The organism is Aureibaculum algae (genome assembly GCF_006065315.1).
GTDB classification, from domain to species: Bacteria; Bacteroidota; Bacteroidia; order Flavobacteriales; family Flavobacteriaceae; genus Aureibaculum; species Aureibaculum algae.
Genome location: NZ_CP040749.1, coordinates 4,831,081 through 4,851,778, shown reverse-complemented (window position 1 = coordinate 4,851,778; position 20,698 = coordinate 4,831,081). Strand labels below are relative to the sequence as shown.

Genomic DNA, 20,698 nt, shown 5'->3' with positions numbered 1-20,698 from the left:
TTGTAAGATCTCACAGTCTCAACGCTTTGGGTCTGTGAGATCTTTAACTTTTATTGGCCAGTTGCCCACAGGCAGCATCAATATCCTTACCACGACTTCGACGTACGTTAACTACAATTCGGTTAGCTTCTAAAGTTCTGACATACATGTCAGTAGCAGCAACAGAGGCTTGTTGAAACTCTCCATCATCAATAGCGTTATATTCTATTAAATTTACCTTAGAAGGCACTTTCTTGCAGTAATCTACCAAGGCGTTAGCATCTATTTGAGTATCATTTATACCTTTCCAAATTACATATTCAAAAGTAATTTTTTGATTCGTTTTTGCATACCAATATTGTAATGACTCTAATAACTCCGCTAAGTTACTTTTTTCGTTTATCGGCATCATTTTAGAACGAACTTCGTCTATGCCAGAATGTAAAGAAACAGCCAAATTAAATTTCACTTCATCATCTGCTAATTTTTTAATCATTTTTGGTATTCCAACAGTAGATAGGGTAATTCTTTTGGGCGACATACCTAAGCCTTCATCAGATGTAATTTTTTCTATTGAAGCTAATACATTTTTATAGTTTAAAAGGGGTTCACCCATACCCATAAATACAATGTTTGATAATTTATGTTTGTGGTATAATCTACTTTGTTTGTCAATAGCAACTACTTGATCGTATATTTCATCGGGGTTAAGGTTCCGCATACGTTTTAAACGAGCTGTAGCACAAAAATTACAATCTAAACTGCAACCTACTTGACTAGAAACACAAGCTGTAGTTCTGGTGTCAGTAGGTATTAAAACAGATTCTACAATCATATTATCATGCAACTTAATGGCATTTTTTATGGTGCCATCATTAGAACGTTGCATCTGATCAACTTCAATATGATTGATAACAAAATTATCCTGTAACATCGTTCTTGTTTCTTTTGATAAATTGGTCATATCATCAAAAGAGTGCGATGCTTTATGCCATAACCATTCGTATACCTGATTACCTCGAAAAGCTTTGTCGTTATTTTCGGTAAAGAAGTTTCGAAGTTGTTCTTTGGTTAGGGCTCTTATGTCTTGTTTTTTCTTCATTATTTACTTAAAACAACCTTTTTAACTAAGGTGTTATTGGTTTCTGTTTCTGTTATTCTGATAAAATAGATGTTATTAGAAAAGTTATTCAAGTTTATTGTATTATTTGTAATAGGTGTATTCATAACCAAGGTTTGACCTAATAAATTATAAACTTCATAAGTCAGATCACCTGTTAATTCGTGAATCTTTACTTTGAAAATTCCGCTTGACGGATTTGGATATAATGTAATATTATTACTAAAATCATCATCTATTACTGCTAATGTATTTGAAAAGCTGTTTAGTGTAGTTGCGTTATTTGATTGGGGGTCTAGCCAATCTTTTAATCGTGTTGCTGCCGTAGAACCACCATCCCAGGAAATAGCTAAGCGTCCATATAAATCAAAATCATCATTATCGGAAGTGCCCGTGCAAACTGCATTACCACCATATAATTGCCCAATAATATGTCCGTTTTGATTAAATAGAGGAGAACCTGAAGAGCCACCTTCGGTTACTCCTAGCTCCCAACCATCGCCAGTACCAATTCCATCATTTAAGCCACCAATTAACCATAGGTCTTTTCCATCAGAAGTTGCTTTTATAGCACCAGTATCATCTCTAGATATTTTCATAATATCACCTTCAGGATGATGAATGCCAACTTCAAAAGTAGGATTAATGTCAGTTCTATCCCATCCTGCAAAAGTAACATCCCAATCTGTTGGAATAGGATTATTTAATTCTAATAAAAGCATATCAGAATCAGCAAATTGTGCACGTAATGTTGAGCCCATCATAGTAAATTCATCTGTAGTTTCTGTACTATTGGTAATAGCTGCACAAACGGGATTAGGGCTTATCCAATTAAAACGCATTGAAAATAATGCAGGATTTGCTGCGGTCTCATCGGTCTCTCTTTCTAAGCAATGTTCCGCTGACAAAAAGTAAGGTTTTTTATCTTGAGCTGCATTGTTTATTAAACTACCTGAGCAAATATAGCCATCGCCCATATTTAAAAATGCGACTGATTTTTTTATTTCGTCTTTATAAGCTTCAAAATCAGATCCAATATCACAATTAACATCAAGATTACAGTCTCCAGAACTGTTAATTTTTAAGATTGATTTATTTTCATAACCGGTTTGAACCTCGTCAGCCAACCTATAACCATGTATTACTGAGCCAATATTTAATTTACCTTGTCCTTTTACTTCTTCAGGTTCGTAATATTCTACGAATAGATGATCTCCCTTTACAAACCAAGTACCAAGTTCGTTTTTATTATTATTTGCACTAGAAGTTATAGCACCGATTAGGTCTGATCTATCTTTGTTGTATAAATAAATAGTACTGCCTTCTGGCAAATAAAAACTATTAAAGTTAACACTCAAATGCAATGCTTCAGGTGAGGCAAATGCAATTTGCCAAATACGATCTCCGTTCGGTAAATCTGTCCAAATGCCGTCACTTTTTAATCCGTAATTAACTTCATTAGAAACGCCGATTCTGTATGGTTTTGTTTTTATTTTATCGCTTTTAAGGTCTTCGGTTCTAAGTTGATTTAGATCTAATTTTGGTAGCGTTATCAATTTAGAAGCTGTTTTTGTATTCGTCAAACTCCAGCTAACAGGTTCGCCTTCATTGGTAACCTGGGCTGATACTAGTGCAGATATACATAATAATAGTGAAAGTAGAATTTTTTGCATATATAACAATTTCCGTAAAGGTATAAAAAAAAGCCTCATATTATTCTAATATAAGGCTTTCCAGTTTAATCTGTAAAATCTAATTATATTATTAACATGGCATCACCATAAGAATAAAAATTATATTTTTCTTTAATCGCTAATGCGTAGGCTTCTTTTAGAAAATCATGTCCAGCAAAAGCTGCAGCCATCATCATTAAAGTAGACTTTGGTGTATGAAAATTAGTAACCATTGCATCTGCAATACTAAACTCATAAGGAGGAAAAATAAACTTATTAGTCCATCCGTTATATGGTTTTAAATGATGGTCGGCAGAAACCGAGCTCTCTAAAGTTCTCATTACTGTTGTACCAATAGCTACAACTCTTTTTTTAGTGTCAATAGCGTTATTAATAACTTTCGCTGCATTTTCAGGAATATCAATTTCCTCAGAATCCATTTTATGTTTTGATAAGTCTTCTACTTCAACAGGGTTAAAAGTACCTAAACCAACATGTAAGGTAACTTCGGCTAAGTCAATACCTTTAATTTCTAGCCTTTTTAAAAGGTGTCTAGAAAAGTGAAGACCTGCAGTTGGTGCAGCTACTGCTCCTTCATGTTTTGCATATATTGTTTGATATCTCTCATCATCCAAAGGCTCAACATCTCTTTCAATATATTTTGGTAATGGAGTTTCTCCTAATTCTTGCAGTTTTTTTCTAAATGCTTCGTAAGATCCATCAAATAAGAAACGTAATGTTCTACCTCTAGAAGTGGTGTTGTCAATAACCTCTGCTACTAAATCGTCATTGTCTCCAAAAAACAATTTGTTTCCTATTCTTATTTTTCTTGCCGGATCAACTAAGACATCCCACAATCGGCTTTCTGCATTTAATTCTCGTAATAAAAAAACTTCAATTCTAGCTCCAGTTTTTTCTTTGTTACCATACAATCTTGCTGGAAAAACCTTTGTGTTATTGAAAACCATTACGTCTCCTTCATCAAAATAGTTTACAAGGTCTTTAAATAATTTATGCTCTATTGTTTGTGTTTTTCTGTCTAAGACCATTAATCTTGCTTCATCTCTTTGCTCTGCAGGATAGCTAGCTAATAACTCTTCTGGAAGTTCAAATTTAAAATGTGATAATTTCATATGTTATACGAGGGTTTTTTAATGTGTTAAAAAAAACGAATGCAAATATACAATATCCACATACCCTTTGTCAAGTGTTTAGCTAATTATATTATTTAAAGCGAGTTATTAAGTGTTTTTATAAAATTAATTAGTTCGTTAGTTTGCCTTGAATCATTATCTTTGCACCTTCATACTCCAAAGTTTAACCAAGGAGGGCAAAAATTACAATATGACTAATAGAGTTACGCCATATAAAGATTCTGAATTAAGTAAAAAAGAACAAGTTGCAGAAATGTTTGACAATGTTTCTGGTAATTACGACTTCATAAACAGAATTATGACATTTGGTATTGATATAAAATGGCGTAAAAGAGTAGTGCAAATTGTAGGTCAGAAAAACCCAAAAACCATACTTGATATTGCTACTGGAACTGGTGATTTTGCTATAATGTTATCAAAATTAAAGCCAGAGAAAATTGTCGGTTTAGATATTTCAAAGGGGATGTTAGATGTTGGAATCAAAAAAGTAAAAGAGAAAAATCTTGACGGATTAATTGAAATGATTATCGGAGATTCTGAAAACTTACCTTTTGATGATAATAGTTTTGATGCGATTACCGTTGGTTTTGGTGTTCGAAATTTTGAAAATTTAGATAAAGGTTTACAAGAAATTCATCGCGTTTTAAAACCTGACGGAATTTTTGTGGTATTAGAAACTTCACAACCTGAAAAATTTCCTGTAAAACAGCTATTTAATTTTTATTCCAAGTATATTATCCCAACCATAGGTAAATTAGGGTCTAAGGATAAAAGAGCGTACACATATTTGCCGGAATCTGCTGCAGTTTTTCCGTATGGAAAAAATTTCAACAATATTTTAGAGAAAAATGGGTTTAATAATGCAACTAACAAACCCCTAACTTTTGGATCTGCCTCCATTTATACCGCAACGAAATAAATTGGAAGCAGTGTTTTGTTGTAATATATTGTAAATGTGAAGTTTGTGTAAAAACACATTCTGCAAAATGAAAATATTAAAAGAATGAATAGATCATTTTTATGTATAGTTAGTGTACTAATTTTTATTGGCAATTCATTTGCTCAAAAAGATAAAGTAATAAACCTTCCCAGTAAGGATAAGAAAAAAATCCATTACGGATATTATTTAGGCATCAATAAAAAAGGCTTTAAGGTTAGTTATGAACTTGCAAATTCCTTTGTAGACGTTGAAGAAAAGTATGGTTTTAATATTGGTCTGGTATTAGGCTATAATATTAGTGATAATTTAAATGTTAGACTTGAGCCGGGGCTTTCGAGTAACTCTAAAGTGTTGACGTTTTCTAACCCAACCATACCCGATACAGAAAAAGATAGGGTAAGAAAAGTGCCAGCTACTTATTTTAGAATTCCTCTTTTACTTCAATTTAGAACAGATCGTTTAGATAATATGCGTGCTTTTGTAATTGGAGGGGTGTCTTATGATTATAATTTTTCTAGTAATCAGAAAAATTCAGATGATAATTTTGAAGGTGAGTTTAGAATGAAAACCAATAACTTTATGTACGAGGTTGGTTTAGGGGTAGATTTCTATTTACCACATTTTAAATTTTCACCGTCTATTAGGGGTATTTTTGCAATGAATAATGAATTAGTTCGAGATAATAATCCTGCTAGTCCTTGGACTTTACCTATTGACTATTATGGGACAAGAGGGATTTTCTTAAACTTGACTTTTGAATAAACATTTACCGTCTAAATTCATTTAATAATATAGCAGTTGCAGTTGCTACATTTAAACTTTCTGGAGTGTTGTTTTTACTAAACTTTGGAATTGTTATTTTTTGACTCAATAAATGTTCAATTTCGGTTGAAATTCCTTGCGATTCATTACCCATTACTAAAATTCCATTTTTATCTAATTCAGTATCGTATACCATTTTTCCATCCATTACGGCACCATAAATGGGGCTATTTGCATTGTTTAAAAATGTGTTTAAATCAGTGTAAACAATTGACAGTCTGGTTAATGAGCCCATGGTAGCTTGTACCACTTTGCTATTGTAACAGTCAACAGTGTCTGTAGAGCATATTAGTTGAGATACGCCAAACCAGTCGCATAAGCGAATGATAGTTCCTAAATTTCCCGGATCATTAACTGCGTCTAACGCAACAGTTAAACCTTCTGTCTTTATAGCATTTGCCAAAGGAATTTTAAAAATAGCAATAACCTTATTTGGTGTAGATAATTTACTTAATTTTAATAATTCTTTGTCTGTAATTATTTCTGGCTCATATTTTGATATGGAATGAGAATAATCTTCAGTACAAAATAACTTATGGAGTTGAAGATTAGAGTTTAAAAATTCGTTTACAACCTTTACGCCCTCAGCAACAAACAATTGGTGTTGAATTCGGTATTTTTTTTGTTGTAAACTCGTTATTAACTTATGTTCATTTTTGCTTAACATCTAAATAGTAGTATTTTTGGTGTTTTAATAAATATTCCCTTTAAATCGAAAATTACGTTGCTTAACTATTTTGCTAAAATAATAGTATTTATAATATTAACTGTTGTAATTATTTCTTGTACTGCAACCAAAAGGGTTCCTCAGGATAAATATCTGTTATCAAAAAACACAATTGTGGTAGATGATAAAAAAATTAGCAACCCTGATGTTATTAGTTACCTCAGACAAACTCCTAATACAAAGATACTCGGAATTCCTATTTCTCTGCATATTTATAATTTTGCAAAACCAAATTATGAAATAAAGTTTCAAGAGTGGTTAGATAAAAACCCAAATAAAGAACGAAAATTAGTCAATGTCTTTTCTCAAAAACAAGTAAAGGCAATGGAAAACGCGTATAATGGAATTAATGTTTGGTTTTTAAAAAACGGCAATGCACCTGTAATTTCTGACAGCACAAAAATTAGAAAATCGGTAAGTTCTTTGACTAAGTATTATCAAAGTAAAGGCTATTTTGATGCTGAAGTCAGTTTTAAACAAATAAAGAAAGACAATAAGAAAATTACTGTTGATTATTTGGTTACTAAAAATAACCCTTATTTTATTGATAGTATAACAACCGATATTAGCTCGCCCGTTCTTGATTCGTTATATAAAATGTATAGAGGCAAGTCATTAGTTAAGGTTGGAGATCAGATAGATTATACCAAGTTTGAAAAAGAGGAAGACCGTCTAATTGAAATATTTAGAAATTCTGGTGTTTATTATTTTGGAAAAAACAACATGGAGTATTGGATAGATACGTTGGGGTTATCACCTTACAGAACTAGTGTTACTTTAGAGATAAATGACAGGGTTATCGAAAAAAATGATAGTGTATATACAGAGCCTTTTAAGATTAGAAAAGTAAGTAAGGTAAATGTTTATACTGATTTTTCTTTTGTTGATAAAAATAAACCGATTCTAGATTCAGTATCTTATAAGGGGTATAATTTTAAGTCAACCAATAAATTAGCATACAACCCTAAATATTTGGCAAACGCCATTATTATCCAAAAGGATAGTATTTATAGAGATACAGAACAGCAATTAACAAGAGCCTATTTAAGAGATTTACAGAATTTTAAACCTTCATTAGATATTAAATATGAAGAGAATGAAGACGGTTCGCTTACATCAAATATATATTTAACACCACAAAAGAAATTCTCTTTTGGAATTGATAATGAGTATATTACCTCTAATATTAAACCATTTGGTATATTGGGTAAGGTGTCTTGGTCAAATAGAAATGTATTTAGAGGAGCAGAAGTATTAGAGGTGTCATTTCAAGGTTCTTTTTTAAATGTAGCTGCTGAAATTGCAGATAGTGATCGTTTTTTCAATGCTTATGAAATTGGTTCAAGTGCAACGTTAAAGTTTCCAAGAATACTATTTCCAATAAATACTAAAGGTATCATTCCAAAAAGAATGACACCCAAAACCAATGTTGAATTAAGTATTGCTCTTCAACGGAATATAGGTTTAGATAGACAAAACATTACTGGGGGTTTAAATTATACTTGGAAAAGTTCTAAGACTACTGACCATAAGTTTGAACTGCTAAACATGCAGTATATTAAAAATTTAAGAACTGATAAATATTTTACTATTTATAAATCTGAAGCTTATAAGTTAGATGATATTGCTGAAGTTATAGTTCCTGATGAAACCTATACTACTGTTGGTGGAGAAAATTTATATGATTCTGATGGCGATTTAAACTCTTCAAATTATTTGGAATATTTACTTGATGCTGATGAAGGATTTTCCGTTTCAAACCCTACCGAATATGAAAATGCAGAAGATGTAGAAGAACGTAGAAGTATTTTAACTGAAGATGTACTGGTTCCTGTAATGTCTTACACTTATAATTATAGCAATAGGGACGGTTTTACTGATAATAGCTTTTCAGGTTTTACTGCTAAGCTAGTGTCATCAGGTAATATTACATCAATGTTTGTAAATAAATCTTCTGCGAGTAATAAAAAAGAACTTTTTGGTTTAGAAATAGCACAGTATATAAAAACCGAAGTTGAATATAAAAAATATTGGGGCATTAATTCAAAAGCAACGTTAGTTCATAGAACATTTATAGGAGCTGCTTTTCCTATGGGTAGTTCTGAATCCATACCATTTAGTAGAAGTTATAGAGCGGGTGGGTCTAATGATATAAGAGCTTGGAATACTTTTAAATTAGGGCCAGGTTCTGAAACCAATGGGTTAGAATTTAATGTGGGTAGTTTAAAATTAACCTCAAATTTAGAATATCGTTTTCAGGTTGTTAACAACATTTATAGTGCACTTTTTATTGATGCCGGTAATATTTGGGATATAACCAACTCATCTATAACTGATAGCAAAGCAAAGTTTAATGGACTTTCGTCTCTAAAAGATATTGCTGTGGGTTCTGGGTTTGGTATCAGATACGACTTTAGTTTTTTAGTGTTTCGGTTAGATGCAGGATTTAAAACTTATGAACCATACCTTGGTTCTTCTAACAAATGGTTCAAGAATTATAACTTTGGTAATGCCGTATATAACATTGGTATTAATTACCCATTTTAAAACAGAAACTTAGATTATCTCAGGTGCTTTAGTGAAGTAAAACCACAAATTATACAAAATACAACGTTTTCGTATTTTTACCGCTACTCCTGTTTCCATCCTATTTAATTTTTGTAAATTTACACTTCAATTATAATAAATAAATTATGGCTCACAATATAAAACCAGGTGTTGCTACAGGCGACCAAGTACAAGAGATTTTCAAATATGCAAAGGAAAAAGGATTTGCATTACCAGCGGTTAACGTAATTGGATCAGACACTATTAATGGTGTGCTAGAAACAGCTAGAGATTTAAATGCTCCAGTTATCATCCAATTTTCTAATGGAGGTGCTCAATTTAATGCAGGAAAAGGACTTAGTAATGAAAATCAGAAAGCAGCTGTTTTAGGTGCTATTGCCGGAGCTAAACATATTCATATATTGGCAGAAGCTTATGGTGTGCCAGTAATTTTACATACCGACCATTGTGCAAAAAAATTATTACCTTGGATTGATGGTTTATTAGATGCTAGTGAACAACATTTTAAAGAAACAGGCAAGCCTTTGTATAGTAGTCATATGATTGATCTTTCAGAAGAGCCAATTGAGGAAAACATAGAGATTTGTAAAACTTATTTGACTCGTATGAGTAAAATGGGAATGACGTTAGAAATTGAATTAGGTATTACTGGTGGTGAAGAAGATGGTGTTGATAATAGTGATGTTGATGAATCAAAACTATATACTCAACCTGAAGAAGTGGCTTATGCATATGAAGAACTTTCAAAAATAAGTGATAAATTTACTATTGCTGCAGCATTTGGTAATGTTCATGGTGTTTATAAACCAGGTAATGTAAAATTAACTCCAAAAATTCTGAGAAATTCACAAGAATATGTTACCAAAAAATATGGTGTTGAGCATAATCATATTGATTTTGTTTTTCATGGTGGATCAGGTTCTACAGTAGAAGAAATCAGAGAAGCAATTGGTTACGGTGTTATAAAAATGAATATTGATACGGATATGCAATATGCATTTATGTCAGGTATTCGTGATTATATGATTGAAAAAGCTGATTATTTGAAATCTCAAATTGGTAGCCCAGACGGTCCTGAATCTCCAAATAAAAAATATTATGATCCAAGAGTATGGTTGCGTAAAGGTGAAGATACTTTTGTGACTAGACTTAAAAAAGCCTTTGAAGATTTAAACAATGTTAACACATTGTAAAAAACCTTTTTAATTAAAAAGCCCAATAAAATTTAATTTTTGTTGGGCTTTCTTATTTTTTAGTAACTTGCATCTTAATAAATTTATATAATATGTCGTCTTGGTTTAAAAGAAAAGATAAAGGAATTCAAACTGCTACTGAAGATAAAAAAGATGTACCAAAAGGACTTTGGTACAAAACACCTAGTGGTAAAATTGTTGATACTGAGGAGTTGAAAGAAAATTTTTATGTGAGTCCAGAGGATGGTTACCATGTAAGAATTGGAAGTAATGAGTACTTTGAAATTTTGTTTGATGATAATAAATTTACGGAGCTTAATGCTAAAATTACATCTAAAGATCCTTTAAAGTTTACCGACACAAAAAAGTATACGGATCGATTAAAGGATGCTGAGGAAAAAACAAAATTAAAAGATGCTATTAGAACTGCCGTTGGAGAGTCTTTTGGTAAAGAATTGGTCATTGCTGCCATGGATTTTTCTTTTATTGGAGGTTCAATGGGGAGTGTAGTGGGTGAAAAAATAGCTAGAGCAATAGACTATTCAATTAAAAATAAAATTCCATTATTAATAATTTCAAAATCAGGTGGAGCAAGAATGCAAGAAGCTTCTTATTCTTTGATGCAATTAGTAAAAACATCTGCAAAATTAGCTCAATTAGCTGAGGCAGGTGTTCCATATATTTCATTATGTACTGATCCAACCACGGGAGGTACAACTGCTTCATATGCCATGTTAGGTGATGTCAATTTTGCTGAGCCCAATGCACTTGTTGCTTTTGCAGGACCACGTGTTGTAAAAGATACTACAGGTAAAGATTTACCTGAAGGTTTTCAGCGTTCAGAATTTGTCTTGGAACACGGTTTTTTAGATAAAATAATAGAGCGTAAAAATTTAAAAGAACAGATTAATCTATATATTGATTTGATTCAGAATTTACCAATTAGAACAGAGCCTCAAGTTAAGGAAAAGGCCTAAAAATAATCTAAAATCAGTATCTTTACCTTCAAATAAAAAGTAAAATGATTTTTATAGAAAATGAAGGGGTTACAGATCCGCGTCTAAATCTTGCTCTAGAAGAATATGCGTTGAGAAACTTTAGTAGTGACCAAGATTACTTGTTATTCTACATTAACGAATCTTCTATAATAATAGGTAGGAACCAAAATACGTTAGAAGAGATAAACCAGCAGTACGTAACAGATAATAATATTCATGTAGTTCGCCGAGTTTCTGGTGGTGGTGCGGTTTATCATGATTTTGGAAATCTTAATTTTAGTTTTATTACGAATCACGACAATAAAAGTTTAAACAACTTCAAGAAGTTTACGGCTCCAGTTATAAAAGTACTACAGCAATTAGGTCTTGATGCCGAACTAAAAGGTAGAAACGATATTCAAGTAGAGGAGAAGAAGATTTCAGGTACTGCTCAATTTTCTACAGGTAGGCGAATGATAAGTCATGGTACTTTACTTTTTGACACTGATTTAGCCGAAGTAGTACACGCATTAAACGTTAAAATGAGCAAAATTGAATCGAAAGGTCACAAATCTGTTCGAAGTCGTGTAGCTAATATTTCAGAGTTTTTGAATGACCCGATGAAAATCGAACAATTTAGAAAATTATTATTGGAAGGACTTTATGAAGAAAGTGAACCTTTTGAAAGCTATTATTTGACTCCCGAAGAATGGAAAAAAGTACATGAGCTTAAGGCAGATAAATATGATAACTGGGATTGGAATTATGGTCGGTCACCAAAATTTAACATTCAACGAACTAATCGTTTTCCGATTGGTGAGATTGATCTGCGAATACATGTAGAAAAGGGACTTATAAAAGACGTAGTAATCTATGGAGATTTTTTTGGTAAAGAACCTGTTGCAGATCTTGAAAATTTATTGAAAGGAATCCGTTATGAAAAAGAAGATATTTCAATGGCATTAAAAAGCATTGATATCAATGAATATTTTGGAGATATTCAAAAAGAAGATTTTTTAGAACTCGTTTATGGTGAAGATTAAAAAGATAGTTCCATCAGAAATCTGATATTTTAAATCAATTTATTGTCTCTATAAATGGATACATTGTCTCTTAGAATTAGAGGTATTGTGTTCAATACTTAATACTGGCTATTGCTAATCGGAATAATAGTTTTATATTTGCGGCTCGAAATAATTCGATACATAAAAATTATTAATTAAAAAAACTTAATGTTAGCATGTATTTAGCAGCAGAAAAAAAAGCAGAGATTTTCAAAAAACACGGAAAATCAGAAAAAGACACAGGTTCAACTGAAGGTCAAATAGCCTTATTTACTTACAGAATCAACCATTTGTCAGAACATTTAAAAAAGAATCGTAAAGATTTTAATACAGAGCGTTCTCTAGTAAAATTAGTAGGAAAACGTAGAAATTTACTTGATTACTTGATTAAAACTGATATTGTAAAATATCGTGAATTAATTCAAGAGTTAAATATTAGAAAATAACAAAAAGAGGCTTTATGCCTCTTTTTTATTAATCCTGCCCCGATGAATTCGGGGGTCAGGATAAAAAAAGCTTACTTCTTTTCATTGGTTAACACACAACACACAACCTGACCGTCCAGCCTGACGGTAACCAATTGTTTAATTACACCTGTCGATAGATGGGTTAAAAAATTTATTTATGATACCTAAGGTTTTTACCGAAATTATCGATTTAGGAGATGGAAGAACCATTTCTTTAGAAACAGGAAAGTTAGCAAAACAAGCTCATGGTAGCGTTGTTGTGCAATCAGGAAAATGTATGTTATTATGTACAGTTGTTTCTAACTACGAACAAAAAGATCTTGATTTTTTACCATTAACGGTAGATTATCGTGAAAAATTTGCTGCTGCTGGACGTTATCCAGGAGGATTCTTTAAAAGAGAAGCAAGACCAAGTGATGGTGAAGTATTAACAATGCGTTTAGTGGACAGAGTTTTACGTCCGTTATTCCCTAAAGACTATCACTCTGAAACTCAAGTTATGATTCAGTTAATGTCTCATGATGATGATGTTATGCCAGATGCAATGGCAGGATTAGCAGCATCTGCAGCTATCCAATTATCAGATTTTCCATTTGAATGTGCTATCTCTGAAGCTAGAGTAGGTCGTGTTAATGGTGAGTTTGTAATTAACCCAACTAGAGCTCAGTTGGCAGAATCTGACATCGATATGATGATTGGTGCTTCTGCTGATTCTGTAATGATGGTTGAAGGTGAAATGGATGAAATTTCTGAAGAAGAAATGACTGAAGCTATCAAATTCGCACATGAAGCAATTAAAGTACAATGTGCTGCTCAATTAAGATTAGCTGAAGCTTTCGGAAAGAAAGAAGTTCGTGAATATCCTGAAGAAAGATCAGACGAAGATTTAGCAAAGAAAGTTTATGACATGGCATACGATAAAGTATATGCTATTGCAAAAGCAGGATCTTCTAAGCATGAAAGAAGTGCAGCATTTTCTGAAATAAAAGAGGAAATAAAAGCAACTTTTTCTGAAGAAGAATTAGCAGATTTTGGTGGTTTAGTTTCTAAATATTATCGTGCTGCTGAAAAGGCGGCTATTCGTGACCTTACCTTAAATGAAGGTTTACGTTTGGACGGTCGTAAAACAGACGAAATCAGACCTATCTGGTGTGAAGTTGATTACTTACCTTCTGTTCATGGTTCTGCAATTTTCACAAGAGGTGAAACGCAAGCTTTAGCAACCGTAACGTTGGGAACTTCTAGAGATGCAAATAAAATTGATATGCCTTCTCATGAAGGTGAAGAAAATTTCTACTTACACTATAATTTCCCTCCTTTCTGTACTGGAGAAGCTAGACCTATCCGTGGAACATCTCGTAGAGAGGTAGGACATGGTAACTTAGCTCAACGTGCATTAAAAGGAATGATACCTGCGGATTGTCCTTATACTGTGAGAGTTGTTTCAGAAGTATTAGAATCTAACGGTTCTTCTTCTATGGCAACAGTTTGTTCTGGTACAATGGCTCTTATGGATGCTGGTGTTCAAATGACAAAACCAGTTTCTGGTATTGCTATGGGATTAATTTCTGATGGTGATTCTGGGAAATATGCTGTTTTATCTGACATCTTAGGTGATGAAGATCATTTAGGTGATATGGACTTTAAAGTAACAGGTACGGCAGACGGAATTACCGCTTGTCAAATGGATATTAAAGTAAAAGGATTGTCTTATGAGATTTTAGTAAATGCACTAAAACAAGCTCGTAATGGTCGTTTACATATCTTAGAGAAAATAACAGATACTATTGCTACACCAAATGCTGATGTTAAAGAGCATGCTCCTACAATGGTAACAAGACGTATTCCTAACGAATTTATCGGAGCCTTAATTGGACCTGGTGGAAAAGTAATTCAGGAAATGCAAAAAGAAACTGAAACTACTATTGTTATTAACGAAGATCCAATAACTGAAGAAGGTATTGTTGAAGTTTTAGGTGTTGGTAAAAAAGGTATTGATGCTGTAATGGCAAAAATAGATTCTTTATTGTTCAAACCTGAAGTTGGTAAGGTATACGAAGTTAAAGTAATCAAAATGTTAGATTTTGGTGCTGTAGTTGAATATATGGATGCTCCGGGTAACGAAGTATTATTACACGTAAGTGAATTAGCTTGGGAACGTACAGAAAATGTTAGCGATGTAGTTAATATGGGAGACGTTTTTGATGTAAAATATTTCGGTGTTGATTCAAGAACACGTAAAGAAAAAGTTTCTCGTAAAGCTATTTTACCAAAACCAGAAGGTTTTGTTGAAAGACCACCAAGAGAAAATAAAGGAAGAGATAATCGCGGACGTGATAACCGTCGTGATGATAGAAAACCAAGAAGAGATTAATTTCTTCTAGATTTTATAAATTAAAAACCTGTCAATATTAATATTGACAGGTTTTTTTGTTTATTGATGTTATCAATTGCTTTACACTTTTAAAAAAAAATAATTTTCATTGCTTTATTTCTACCAAATACTTTGTGTAACTCTTACCATACTTGAAAAAAGGTTATTAGTGTTGTTTGAAAGCAACGATTCTAAGTGTTGTTTTAACAGATTTTTATCGTCTAATTTATAATATTTATAGGAATTTAACGTCTATAAGTGTTCTAATTAGGCGGATTGTTAACATCAAATTCATCTTTTTTTAATTTAAAGAGAAATAATTGTAACATTTCGGTAACTAGTAACGTATATATAGTACACAACAAAATTTAACATTAATAAAACAGCAGAAATTACATGAGACAACTTAAAATAACAAAACAGGTAACTAACCGCGAAACAGCATCATTAGATAAATATTTACAAGAAATAGGTAAAGTTGATTTAATTACTGCTGATATGGAAGTGGAATTAGCTCAGCGTATTAAAGCTGGTGATCAAGTGGCTTTAGAGCGTTTGACAAAAGCTAATTTACGTTTCGTAGTGTCTGTTGCCAAGCAGTATCAAAATCAAGGCTTAACTTTACCAGATTTAATTAATGAAGGTAACTTAGGTTTGATAAAAGCTGCTAAACGTTTTGATGAAACTAGAGGTTTTAAGTTTATTTCTTACGCGGTATGGTGGATTAGACAATCTATTTTGCAAGCATTAGCTGAGCAATCAAGAATTGTACGTTTACCTTTAAATAAAATTGGTTCTATTAATAAAATCAATAAAACATATGCCCGTTTAGAACAAGATAATGAAAGACCACCTTCTGCAGAAGAAATTGCAAAAGAGTTAGACATGACTATTAATGACGTAAAAGAGTCGTTAAAAAATGCAGGGCGTCACGTATCTATGGATGCTCCTTTAATTCAAGGAGAAGATTCAAATTTATATGATGTATTGCGTTCTGGTGAGTCTCCAAATCCTGATAAAAGCTTATTACACGAATCTTTAAAAGTTGAGATTGAACGTGCTTTAGAAACCTTAACTCCGAGAGAAGCGGATGTTGTTGCTTTGTATTTTGGATTGGGTGAAGCTCAACCAATGACTTTAGAGGAAATTGGTGAAACTTTCGACTTAACTCGTGAAAGAGTTCGTCAAATTAAAGAAAAAGCAATTAGAAGATTAAAACATACTTCAAGAAGTAAAATTTTAAGAACTTACTTAGGATAGGTTTACGTTTTACTAACAATAATTTGGAAACGCTTAACATTTAGTTAAGCGTTTTTTTTTGTTTATACGGTGAGAAATCGTCATTAATGATGAAAAAAACTAACCATTACGCGTTAACCGCTAGTAACAATTTCACTACTTTTGTAAAAAACAGAAAAACATGAGTCATTTAATTGCACCTTCCATTTTAGCTGCTGATTTTGCCAACCTACAACGTGATGTAGAAATGATTAACAACAGTGAGGCCGATTGGTTTCATATTGATGTTATGGATGGCATGTTTGTACCCAATATCTCTTTTGGTATTCCCGTAATAAAAGCGATCAAAAAGCATGCTAAAAAACCAATGGATGTCCATTTAATGATTGTAGATCCTGATCGTTATATCAAAGATTTTAAAGAGGCAGGAGCAGATATTATAACAGTACATTACGAAGTTTGTAATCACTTGCACAGAACCATTCAAGCTATAAAGGCAGAAGGAATGCAAGCAGGAGTTGTGCTGAATCCGCACACACCAATTAGAGTGTTAGAAGATATTATTATTGATTTAGATTTGGTATTATTAATGAGTGTAAACCCTGGTTTTGGTGGACAATCATTCATAGAAAATACCTATAAAAAAGTAATTCAATTGAAAGATTTAATTGAAAAATCAGGCTCAAAAGCATTGATAGAAATTGACGGTGGCGTAAATGATAAAAATGCTCCAAAATTAGTTGCTGCTGGTGCAGATGTATTGGTTGCGGGTAGTTTTGTGTTTAAGAGTGAGAATCCGACAGAAACTATTGCTGAGTTGAAGGGGTTTTGATTTGTCCTAAAAACTCCTAATGAGCTTTGCTCGATATCTTTAATGAAAATATATTTTCATTTCAATAATCCTCAAGGGGACAATTGTTACGGAAATAATATGTTCTAAAGTTTTATATTTTTCACATCGCTTTTCTGGCTTAAGCTAAACTTGGGATTTTAGTAAAAAATATATTTTTTGTCTCATTTTTCGTTATACTCCCTTAAGGTCCACTCAAGGGGATATTTTGTGTACTGAAAGGGCTTTGCATTAATAACGTAAGTAGCCTTCTTTCTTAGTTGACTAGTAGGTTTATTTTTACCCTTAAGTGTAAAATGGAAATGATTGTCCCCTTGAGGGGACTTTAGGGGTGTTTTATTCAAGGAACTCTTTCACTTTATTTTCAATAATTAATGACACACCAAACATATTGTTTAATATTTCATCGTTAGAAAATCTCAAAAATTGAACTCCATAGGCTTCAATTTTGGCCTGTCTATCAGCATCATTTTCAAAATTAAAATCGTGACTTTTACCATCAATCTCTATCGCTAAACCAATTTCATGGCAATAAAAATCAACAATGTAATTTAGCATCGGAACTTGTCTATGAAACTGTACTCCAAGTGATTTTTTCTTTATTTTTTGCCATAATAATACTTCTGGCAACGTACTGTTTTTTCTTAGTTGACGAGCCAGTTCTTTTAGTTCTGGGTTATATGGAATTATTTTGTTTCTCATATTTGTGGTTTACACCCCTAAAGTCCCCTCAAGGGGACAATTGTTACGAAAATCATATGTTCTAAAGTTTTATATTTTTCACATCGCTTTTCTGGCTTAAGCTAAACTTGGGATTTTAGTTGAAAATATGTTTTGTTTCTCATATTATGTTTTACACCTCTAATGAGCTTTGCTCGGTAGCGTCATAACAAAATATATTTTATTTCTCATATTTTTGTTTTACACCCCTAAAGTCCCCTCAAGGGGACAATTTGTGTACTGAAAGGATTTAGTTTTAATAATGTAAGTAGCGTTATTTCTTAGTTGACTAGTAAGTTTTTTTAGTCCTTTAGTGTTAAATGGAAATGATTGTCCCCTTGAGGGAGCATTTTGTTCACGGAAAGGGCTTTGCATTAATAACGTAAGTAGCCTTCTTTCTTAGTTGACTAGTAATTTTTTTTAGCCCTTAAGCGTTAAATAGAAGGATTGTCCCCTTGAGGGGACTTTAGGGGTGTTTTATTCAAGGAGCTCTTTCACTTTATTTTCAATAATTAATGACACACTAAACATATTGTTTAATATTTCATCGTTAGAAAATCTCAAAAATTGAACTCCATAGGCTTCAATTTTGGCCTGTCTATCAGCATCATTTTCAAAATTAAAATCGTGACTTTTACCATCAATCTCTATAGCTAAACCAATTTCATGGCAATAAAAATCAACGATGTAATTTAGCATCGGAACTTGTCTATGAAACTGTACTCCAAGTGATTTTTTCTTTATTTTTTGCCATAATAATACTTCTGGCAACGTACTGTTTTTTCTTAGTTGACGAGCCAGTTCTTTTAGTTCTGGGTTATATGGAATTATTTTGTTTCTCATATTTGTGGTTTACACCCCTAAAGTCCCCTCAAGGGGACAATTGTTACGAAAATCATATGTTCTAAAGTTTAATATTTTTCACATCGCTTTTATGGCCTAAGCTAAACTTGGGCTTTTAGTTAAAAATATATATTGTTTCTCATATTGTGTTTTACACTCCTAATGAGCTTTGCTCGGTATTTTCAATGAAAATATATTTCTATTTCACTAATCCTCAAGGGGACATTTTGTGCACCGAAAGGGCTTTGCATTAATAACGTAAGTAGCATTTTTTCTTAATTGACTAGTAGGTTTGTTTTTAACCTAAATTGTTAAATGAAAATGATTGTCCCCTTGAGGGGACTTTAGGGGTGTTTTATTCAAGGAGCTCTTTCACTTTATTTTCAATAATTAATGACACACTAAACATATTGTTTAATATTTCATCGTTAGAAAATCTCAAAAATTGAACTCCATAGGCTTCAATTTTGGCCTGTCTATCAGCATCATTTTCAAAATTAAAATCGTGACTTTTACCATCAATTTCTATGGCTAAACCAATTTCATGGCAATAAAAATCAACAATGTAATTTAGCATCGGAACTTGTCTATGAAACTGTACTCCAAGTGATTTTTTCTTTATTTTTTGCCATAATAATACTTCTGGCAATGTACTATTTTTTCTTAGTTGACGAGCGAGTTCTTTTAGTTCTGAGTTATATGGAATTATTTTGTTTCTCATATTTGTGGTTTACACCCCTAAGGTCCCCTCAAGGGGACATTTTGTGTACCGAAAGGATTTAGTTTTAATAATGTAAGTAACGTTCTTTCTTAGTTGACTAGTAAGTTTTTTTAGTCCTTAAGTGTTAAATGGAAATGATTGTCCCCTTGAGGGAGCATTTTGTTTACGGAAAGGGCTTTGCATTAATAACGTAAGTAGCCTTCTTTCTTAGTTGACTAGTAGGTTTATTTTTACCCTTAAGTGTAAAATGGAAATGATTGTCCCCTTGAGGGGACTTTAGGGGTGTTTTATTCAAGGAGCTCTTTCACTTTATTTTCAATAATTAATGACACACTAAACATATTGTTTAATATTTCATCGTTAGAAAATCTCAAAAATTGAACTCCATAGGCTTCAATTTTGGCCTGTCTATCAGCATCATTTTCAAAATTAAAATCGTGACTTTTACCATCAATCTCTATCGCTAAACCAATTTCATGGCAATAAAAATCAACAATGTAATTTAGCATCGGAACTTGTCTATGAAACTGTACTCCAAGTGATTTTTTCTTTATTTTTTGCCATAATAATACTTCTGGCAACGTACTGTTTTTTCTTAGTTGACGAGCCAGTTCTTTTAATTCTGAGTTAAATGGAACTATTTTGTTTCACCCTAATCCTCAAGGGGATAATTACTGGGAGAAGAGTTTCGATTTGCATCTTTAAATGAACTCACCGACTGCCTAGAACTGACCTTTAGTTTGCTGGAGATGATTTACAAAAACCTTTATACCATTTATTTTCAATTTTTTCAATTTCACCAATATAACAATCTCCAAAATTTTCAAAACCCACACTGCCTGACTCAAGAAAAGCAATGAAATAATTTTTAGAATAAATAAAATAATCTTTCTTCTTAAAGTTAAAAAATAAATCACCTCCCTTTGTGCTATAAAACTTATAAATACCTAGTTTCTTTAATAGTTTTTGGATGAGGTTATAATTTTTTATATCTAAAGATTTTAATTTACTTGTTTGTTCTAGATCTTCATATCTTTTTTGGAACATTGGTCTTCCGTACCATCTAGGTAAATCAGAATTATTAAAGAAATAATGATCATTCTTCTTAATGATTTGAGATAGTTCTATAAAACTGTCTTTATTCTCCTCAAAATGTTTGGAGAGGTCATTCTTACATGATAGAATTACAATACAAACTAGACATAAAAGTACTTTTTTCATTTGTATTTGTATTAGTATTTATTTAGTTTGTTAATTTTTATCTCTA

General features: G+C 32.1%; 19 protein-coding genes. 10 read left to right on the top strand and 9 right to left on the bottom strand.

All coding sequences use genetic code 11. From position 1 onward, the window contains the following. Positions 1-43 precede the first annotated feature (43 nt). From rlmN to queA, 3 genes are all read right to left on the bottom strand, one after another. Complete coding sequence (gene rlmN / locus FF125_RS20480) at positions 44-1,081, bottom strand: 23S rRNA (adenine(2503)-C(2))-methyltransferase RlmN (protein WP_175418977.1); 1,038 nt, start codon at positions 1,079-1,081, stop codon at positions 44-46. Then, positions 1,081-2,772 carry a T9SS type A sorting domain-containing protein gene (locus FF125_RS20475; RefSeq protein WP_175418976.1) on the bottom strand — a complete coding sequence of 564 codons (1,692 nt, stop codon included), beginning with the start codon at positions 2,770-2,772 and terminating at the stop codon, positions 1,081-1,083. The genes rlmN and FF125_RS20475 overlap by 1 nt, the downstream gene beginning before the upstream one ends. A gap of 83 nt (positions 2,773-2,855) precedes the next feature. Continuing rightward, positions 2,856-3,905: a tRNA preQ1(34) S-adenosylmethionine ribosyltransferase-isomerase QueA gene (gene queA, locus FF125_RS20470; protein WP_138951919.1), complete on the bottom strand. Its 1,050-nt coding sequence runs from the start codon at positions 3,903-3,905 to the stop codon at positions 2,856-2,858. 211 nt (positions 3,906-4,116) lie between these two features. Between queA and ubiE the strand changes: the two genes are divergently transcribed. Then, complete coding sequence (gene ubiE / locus FF125_RS20465; RefSeq protein WP_138951917.1) at positions 4,117-4,845, top strand: bifunctional demethylmenaquinone methyltransferase/2-methoxy-6-polyprenyl-1,4-benzoquinol methylase UbiE; 729 nt, start codon at positions 4,117-4,119, stop codon at positions 4,843-4,845. An 84-nt stretch (positions 4,846-4,929) separates the two neighbouring features. Next, complete coding sequence (porT, locus tag FF125_RS20460) at positions 4,930-5,628, top strand: type IX secretion/gliding motility protein PorT/SprT (RefSeq protein ID WP_138951916.1); 699 nt, start codon at positions 4,930-4,932, stop codon at positions 5,626-5,628. Between the two features lie 4 nt (positions 5,629-5,632). Here the strand turns inward: porT and FF125_RS20455 are convergent, their stop codons facing one another. Continuing rightward, positions 5,633-6,355, bottom strand: a complete 723-nt coding sequence (locus tag FF125_RS20455) for a TrmH family RNA methyltransferase (protein ID WP_138951914.1) — start codon at positions 6,353-6,355, stop codon at positions 5,633-5,635. A gap of 57 nt (positions 6,356-6,412) precedes the next feature. On the opposite strand from FF125_RS20455, the gene tamL reads away from it, so the two are divergent. From tamL to rpe, 8 genes are all read left to right on the top strand, one after another. Then, positions 6,413-8,962: a translocation and assembly module lipoprotein TamL gene (gene tamL / locus FF125_RS20450; protein ID WP_175418975.1), complete on the top strand. Its 2,550-nt coding sequence runs from the start codon at positions 6,413-6,415 to the stop codon at positions 8,960-8,962. 146 nt (positions 8,963-9,108) lie between these two features. Then, positions 9,109-10,176 carry a class II fructose-bisphosphate aldolase gene (gene fbaA / locus FF125_RS20445; protein WP_138951910.1) on the top strand — a complete coding sequence of 356 codons (1,068 nt, stop codon included), beginning with the start codon at positions 9,109-9,111 and terminating at the stop codon, positions 10,174-10,176. A gap of 92 nt (positions 10,177-10,268) precedes the next feature. Continuing rightward, positions 10,269-11,153: an acetyl-CoA carboxylase, carboxyltransferase subunit beta gene (gene accD, locus FF125_RS20440; RefSeq protein ID WP_138951908.1), complete on the top strand. Its 885-nt coding sequence runs from the start codon at positions 10,269-10,271 to the stop codon at positions 11,151-11,153. 44 nt (positions 11,154-11,197) lie between these two features. Next, complete coding sequence (locus FF125_RS20435; RefSeq protein ID WP_138951907.1) at positions 11,198-12,196, top strand: lipoate--protein ligase; 999 nt, start codon at positions 11,198-11,200, stop codon at positions 12,194-12,196. 197 nt (positions 12,197-12,393) lie between these two features. Beyond that, positions 12,394-12,663, top strand: coding sequence for a 30S ribosomal protein S15 (rpsO, locus tag FF125_RS20430; protein ID WP_138951905.1), 270 nt, complete (start codon positions 12,394-12,396; stop codon positions 12,661-12,663). Positions 12,664-12,841: 178 nt separating this feature from the next. Continuing rightward, complete coding sequence (locus FF125_RS20425; protein ID WP_138951903.1) at positions 12,842-15,058, top strand: polyribonucleotide nucleotidyltransferase; 2,217 nt, start codon at positions 12,842-12,844, stop codon at positions 15,056-15,058. Positions 15,059-15,454: 396 nt separating this feature from the next. Then, complete coding sequence (locus FF125_RS20420; protein ID WP_117879914.1) at positions 15,455-16,318, top strand: sigma-70 family RNA polymerase sigma factor; 864 nt, start codon at positions 15,455-15,457, stop codon at positions 16,316-16,318. Between the two features lie 160 nt (positions 16,319-16,478). Further along, complete coding sequence (gene rpe / locus FF125_RS20415) at positions 16,479-17,129, top strand: ribulose-phosphate 3-epimerase (RefSeq protein WP_138951901.1); 651 nt, start codon at positions 16,479-16,481, stop codon at positions 17,127-17,129. Between the two features lie 354 nt (positions 17,130-17,483). Here rpe and FF125_RS20410 read toward each other — a convergent pair whose 3' ends face one another. From FF125_RS20410 to FF125_RS20390, 5 genes are all read right to left on the bottom strand, one after another. Next, positions 17,484-17,849 (bottom strand): endonuclease domain-containing protein, encoded by a 366-nt coding sequence (locus FF125_RS20410; RefSeq protein WP_138951899.1) that lies wholly within the window; start codon positions 17,847-17,849, stop codon positions 17,484-17,486. 495 nt (positions 17,850-18,344) lie between these two features. Next, the gene (locus FF125_RS20405; RefSeq protein WP_138951898.1) at positions 18,345-18,710 is read right to left on the bottom strand and encodes an endonuclease domain-containing protein; all 366 of its coding nucleotides are present in this window, start codon (positions 18,708-18,710) and stop codon (positions 18,345-18,347) included. A gap of 355 nt (positions 18,711-19,065) precedes the next feature. Next, positions 19,066-19,431, bottom strand: coding sequence for an endonuclease domain-containing protein (locus tag FF125_RS20400; protein WP_138951896.1), 366 nt, complete (start codon positions 19,429-19,431; stop codon positions 19,066-19,068). A 287-nt stretch (positions 19,432-19,718) separates the two neighbouring features. Continuing rightward, entirely contained in the window at positions 19,719-20,012 is a 294-nt protein-coding gene (locus tag FF125_RS20395) for an endonuclease domain-containing protein (RefSeq protein ID WP_317129653.1), read from the bottom strand. Positions 20,013-20,166: 154 nt separating this feature from the next. Further along, positions 20,167-20,652, bottom strand: coding sequence for a hypothetical protein (locus FF125_RS20390; RefSeq protein ID WP_138951892.1), 486 nt, complete (start codon positions 20,650-20,652; stop codon positions 20,167-20,169). Positions 20,653-20,698 lie beyond the last annotated feature (46 nt).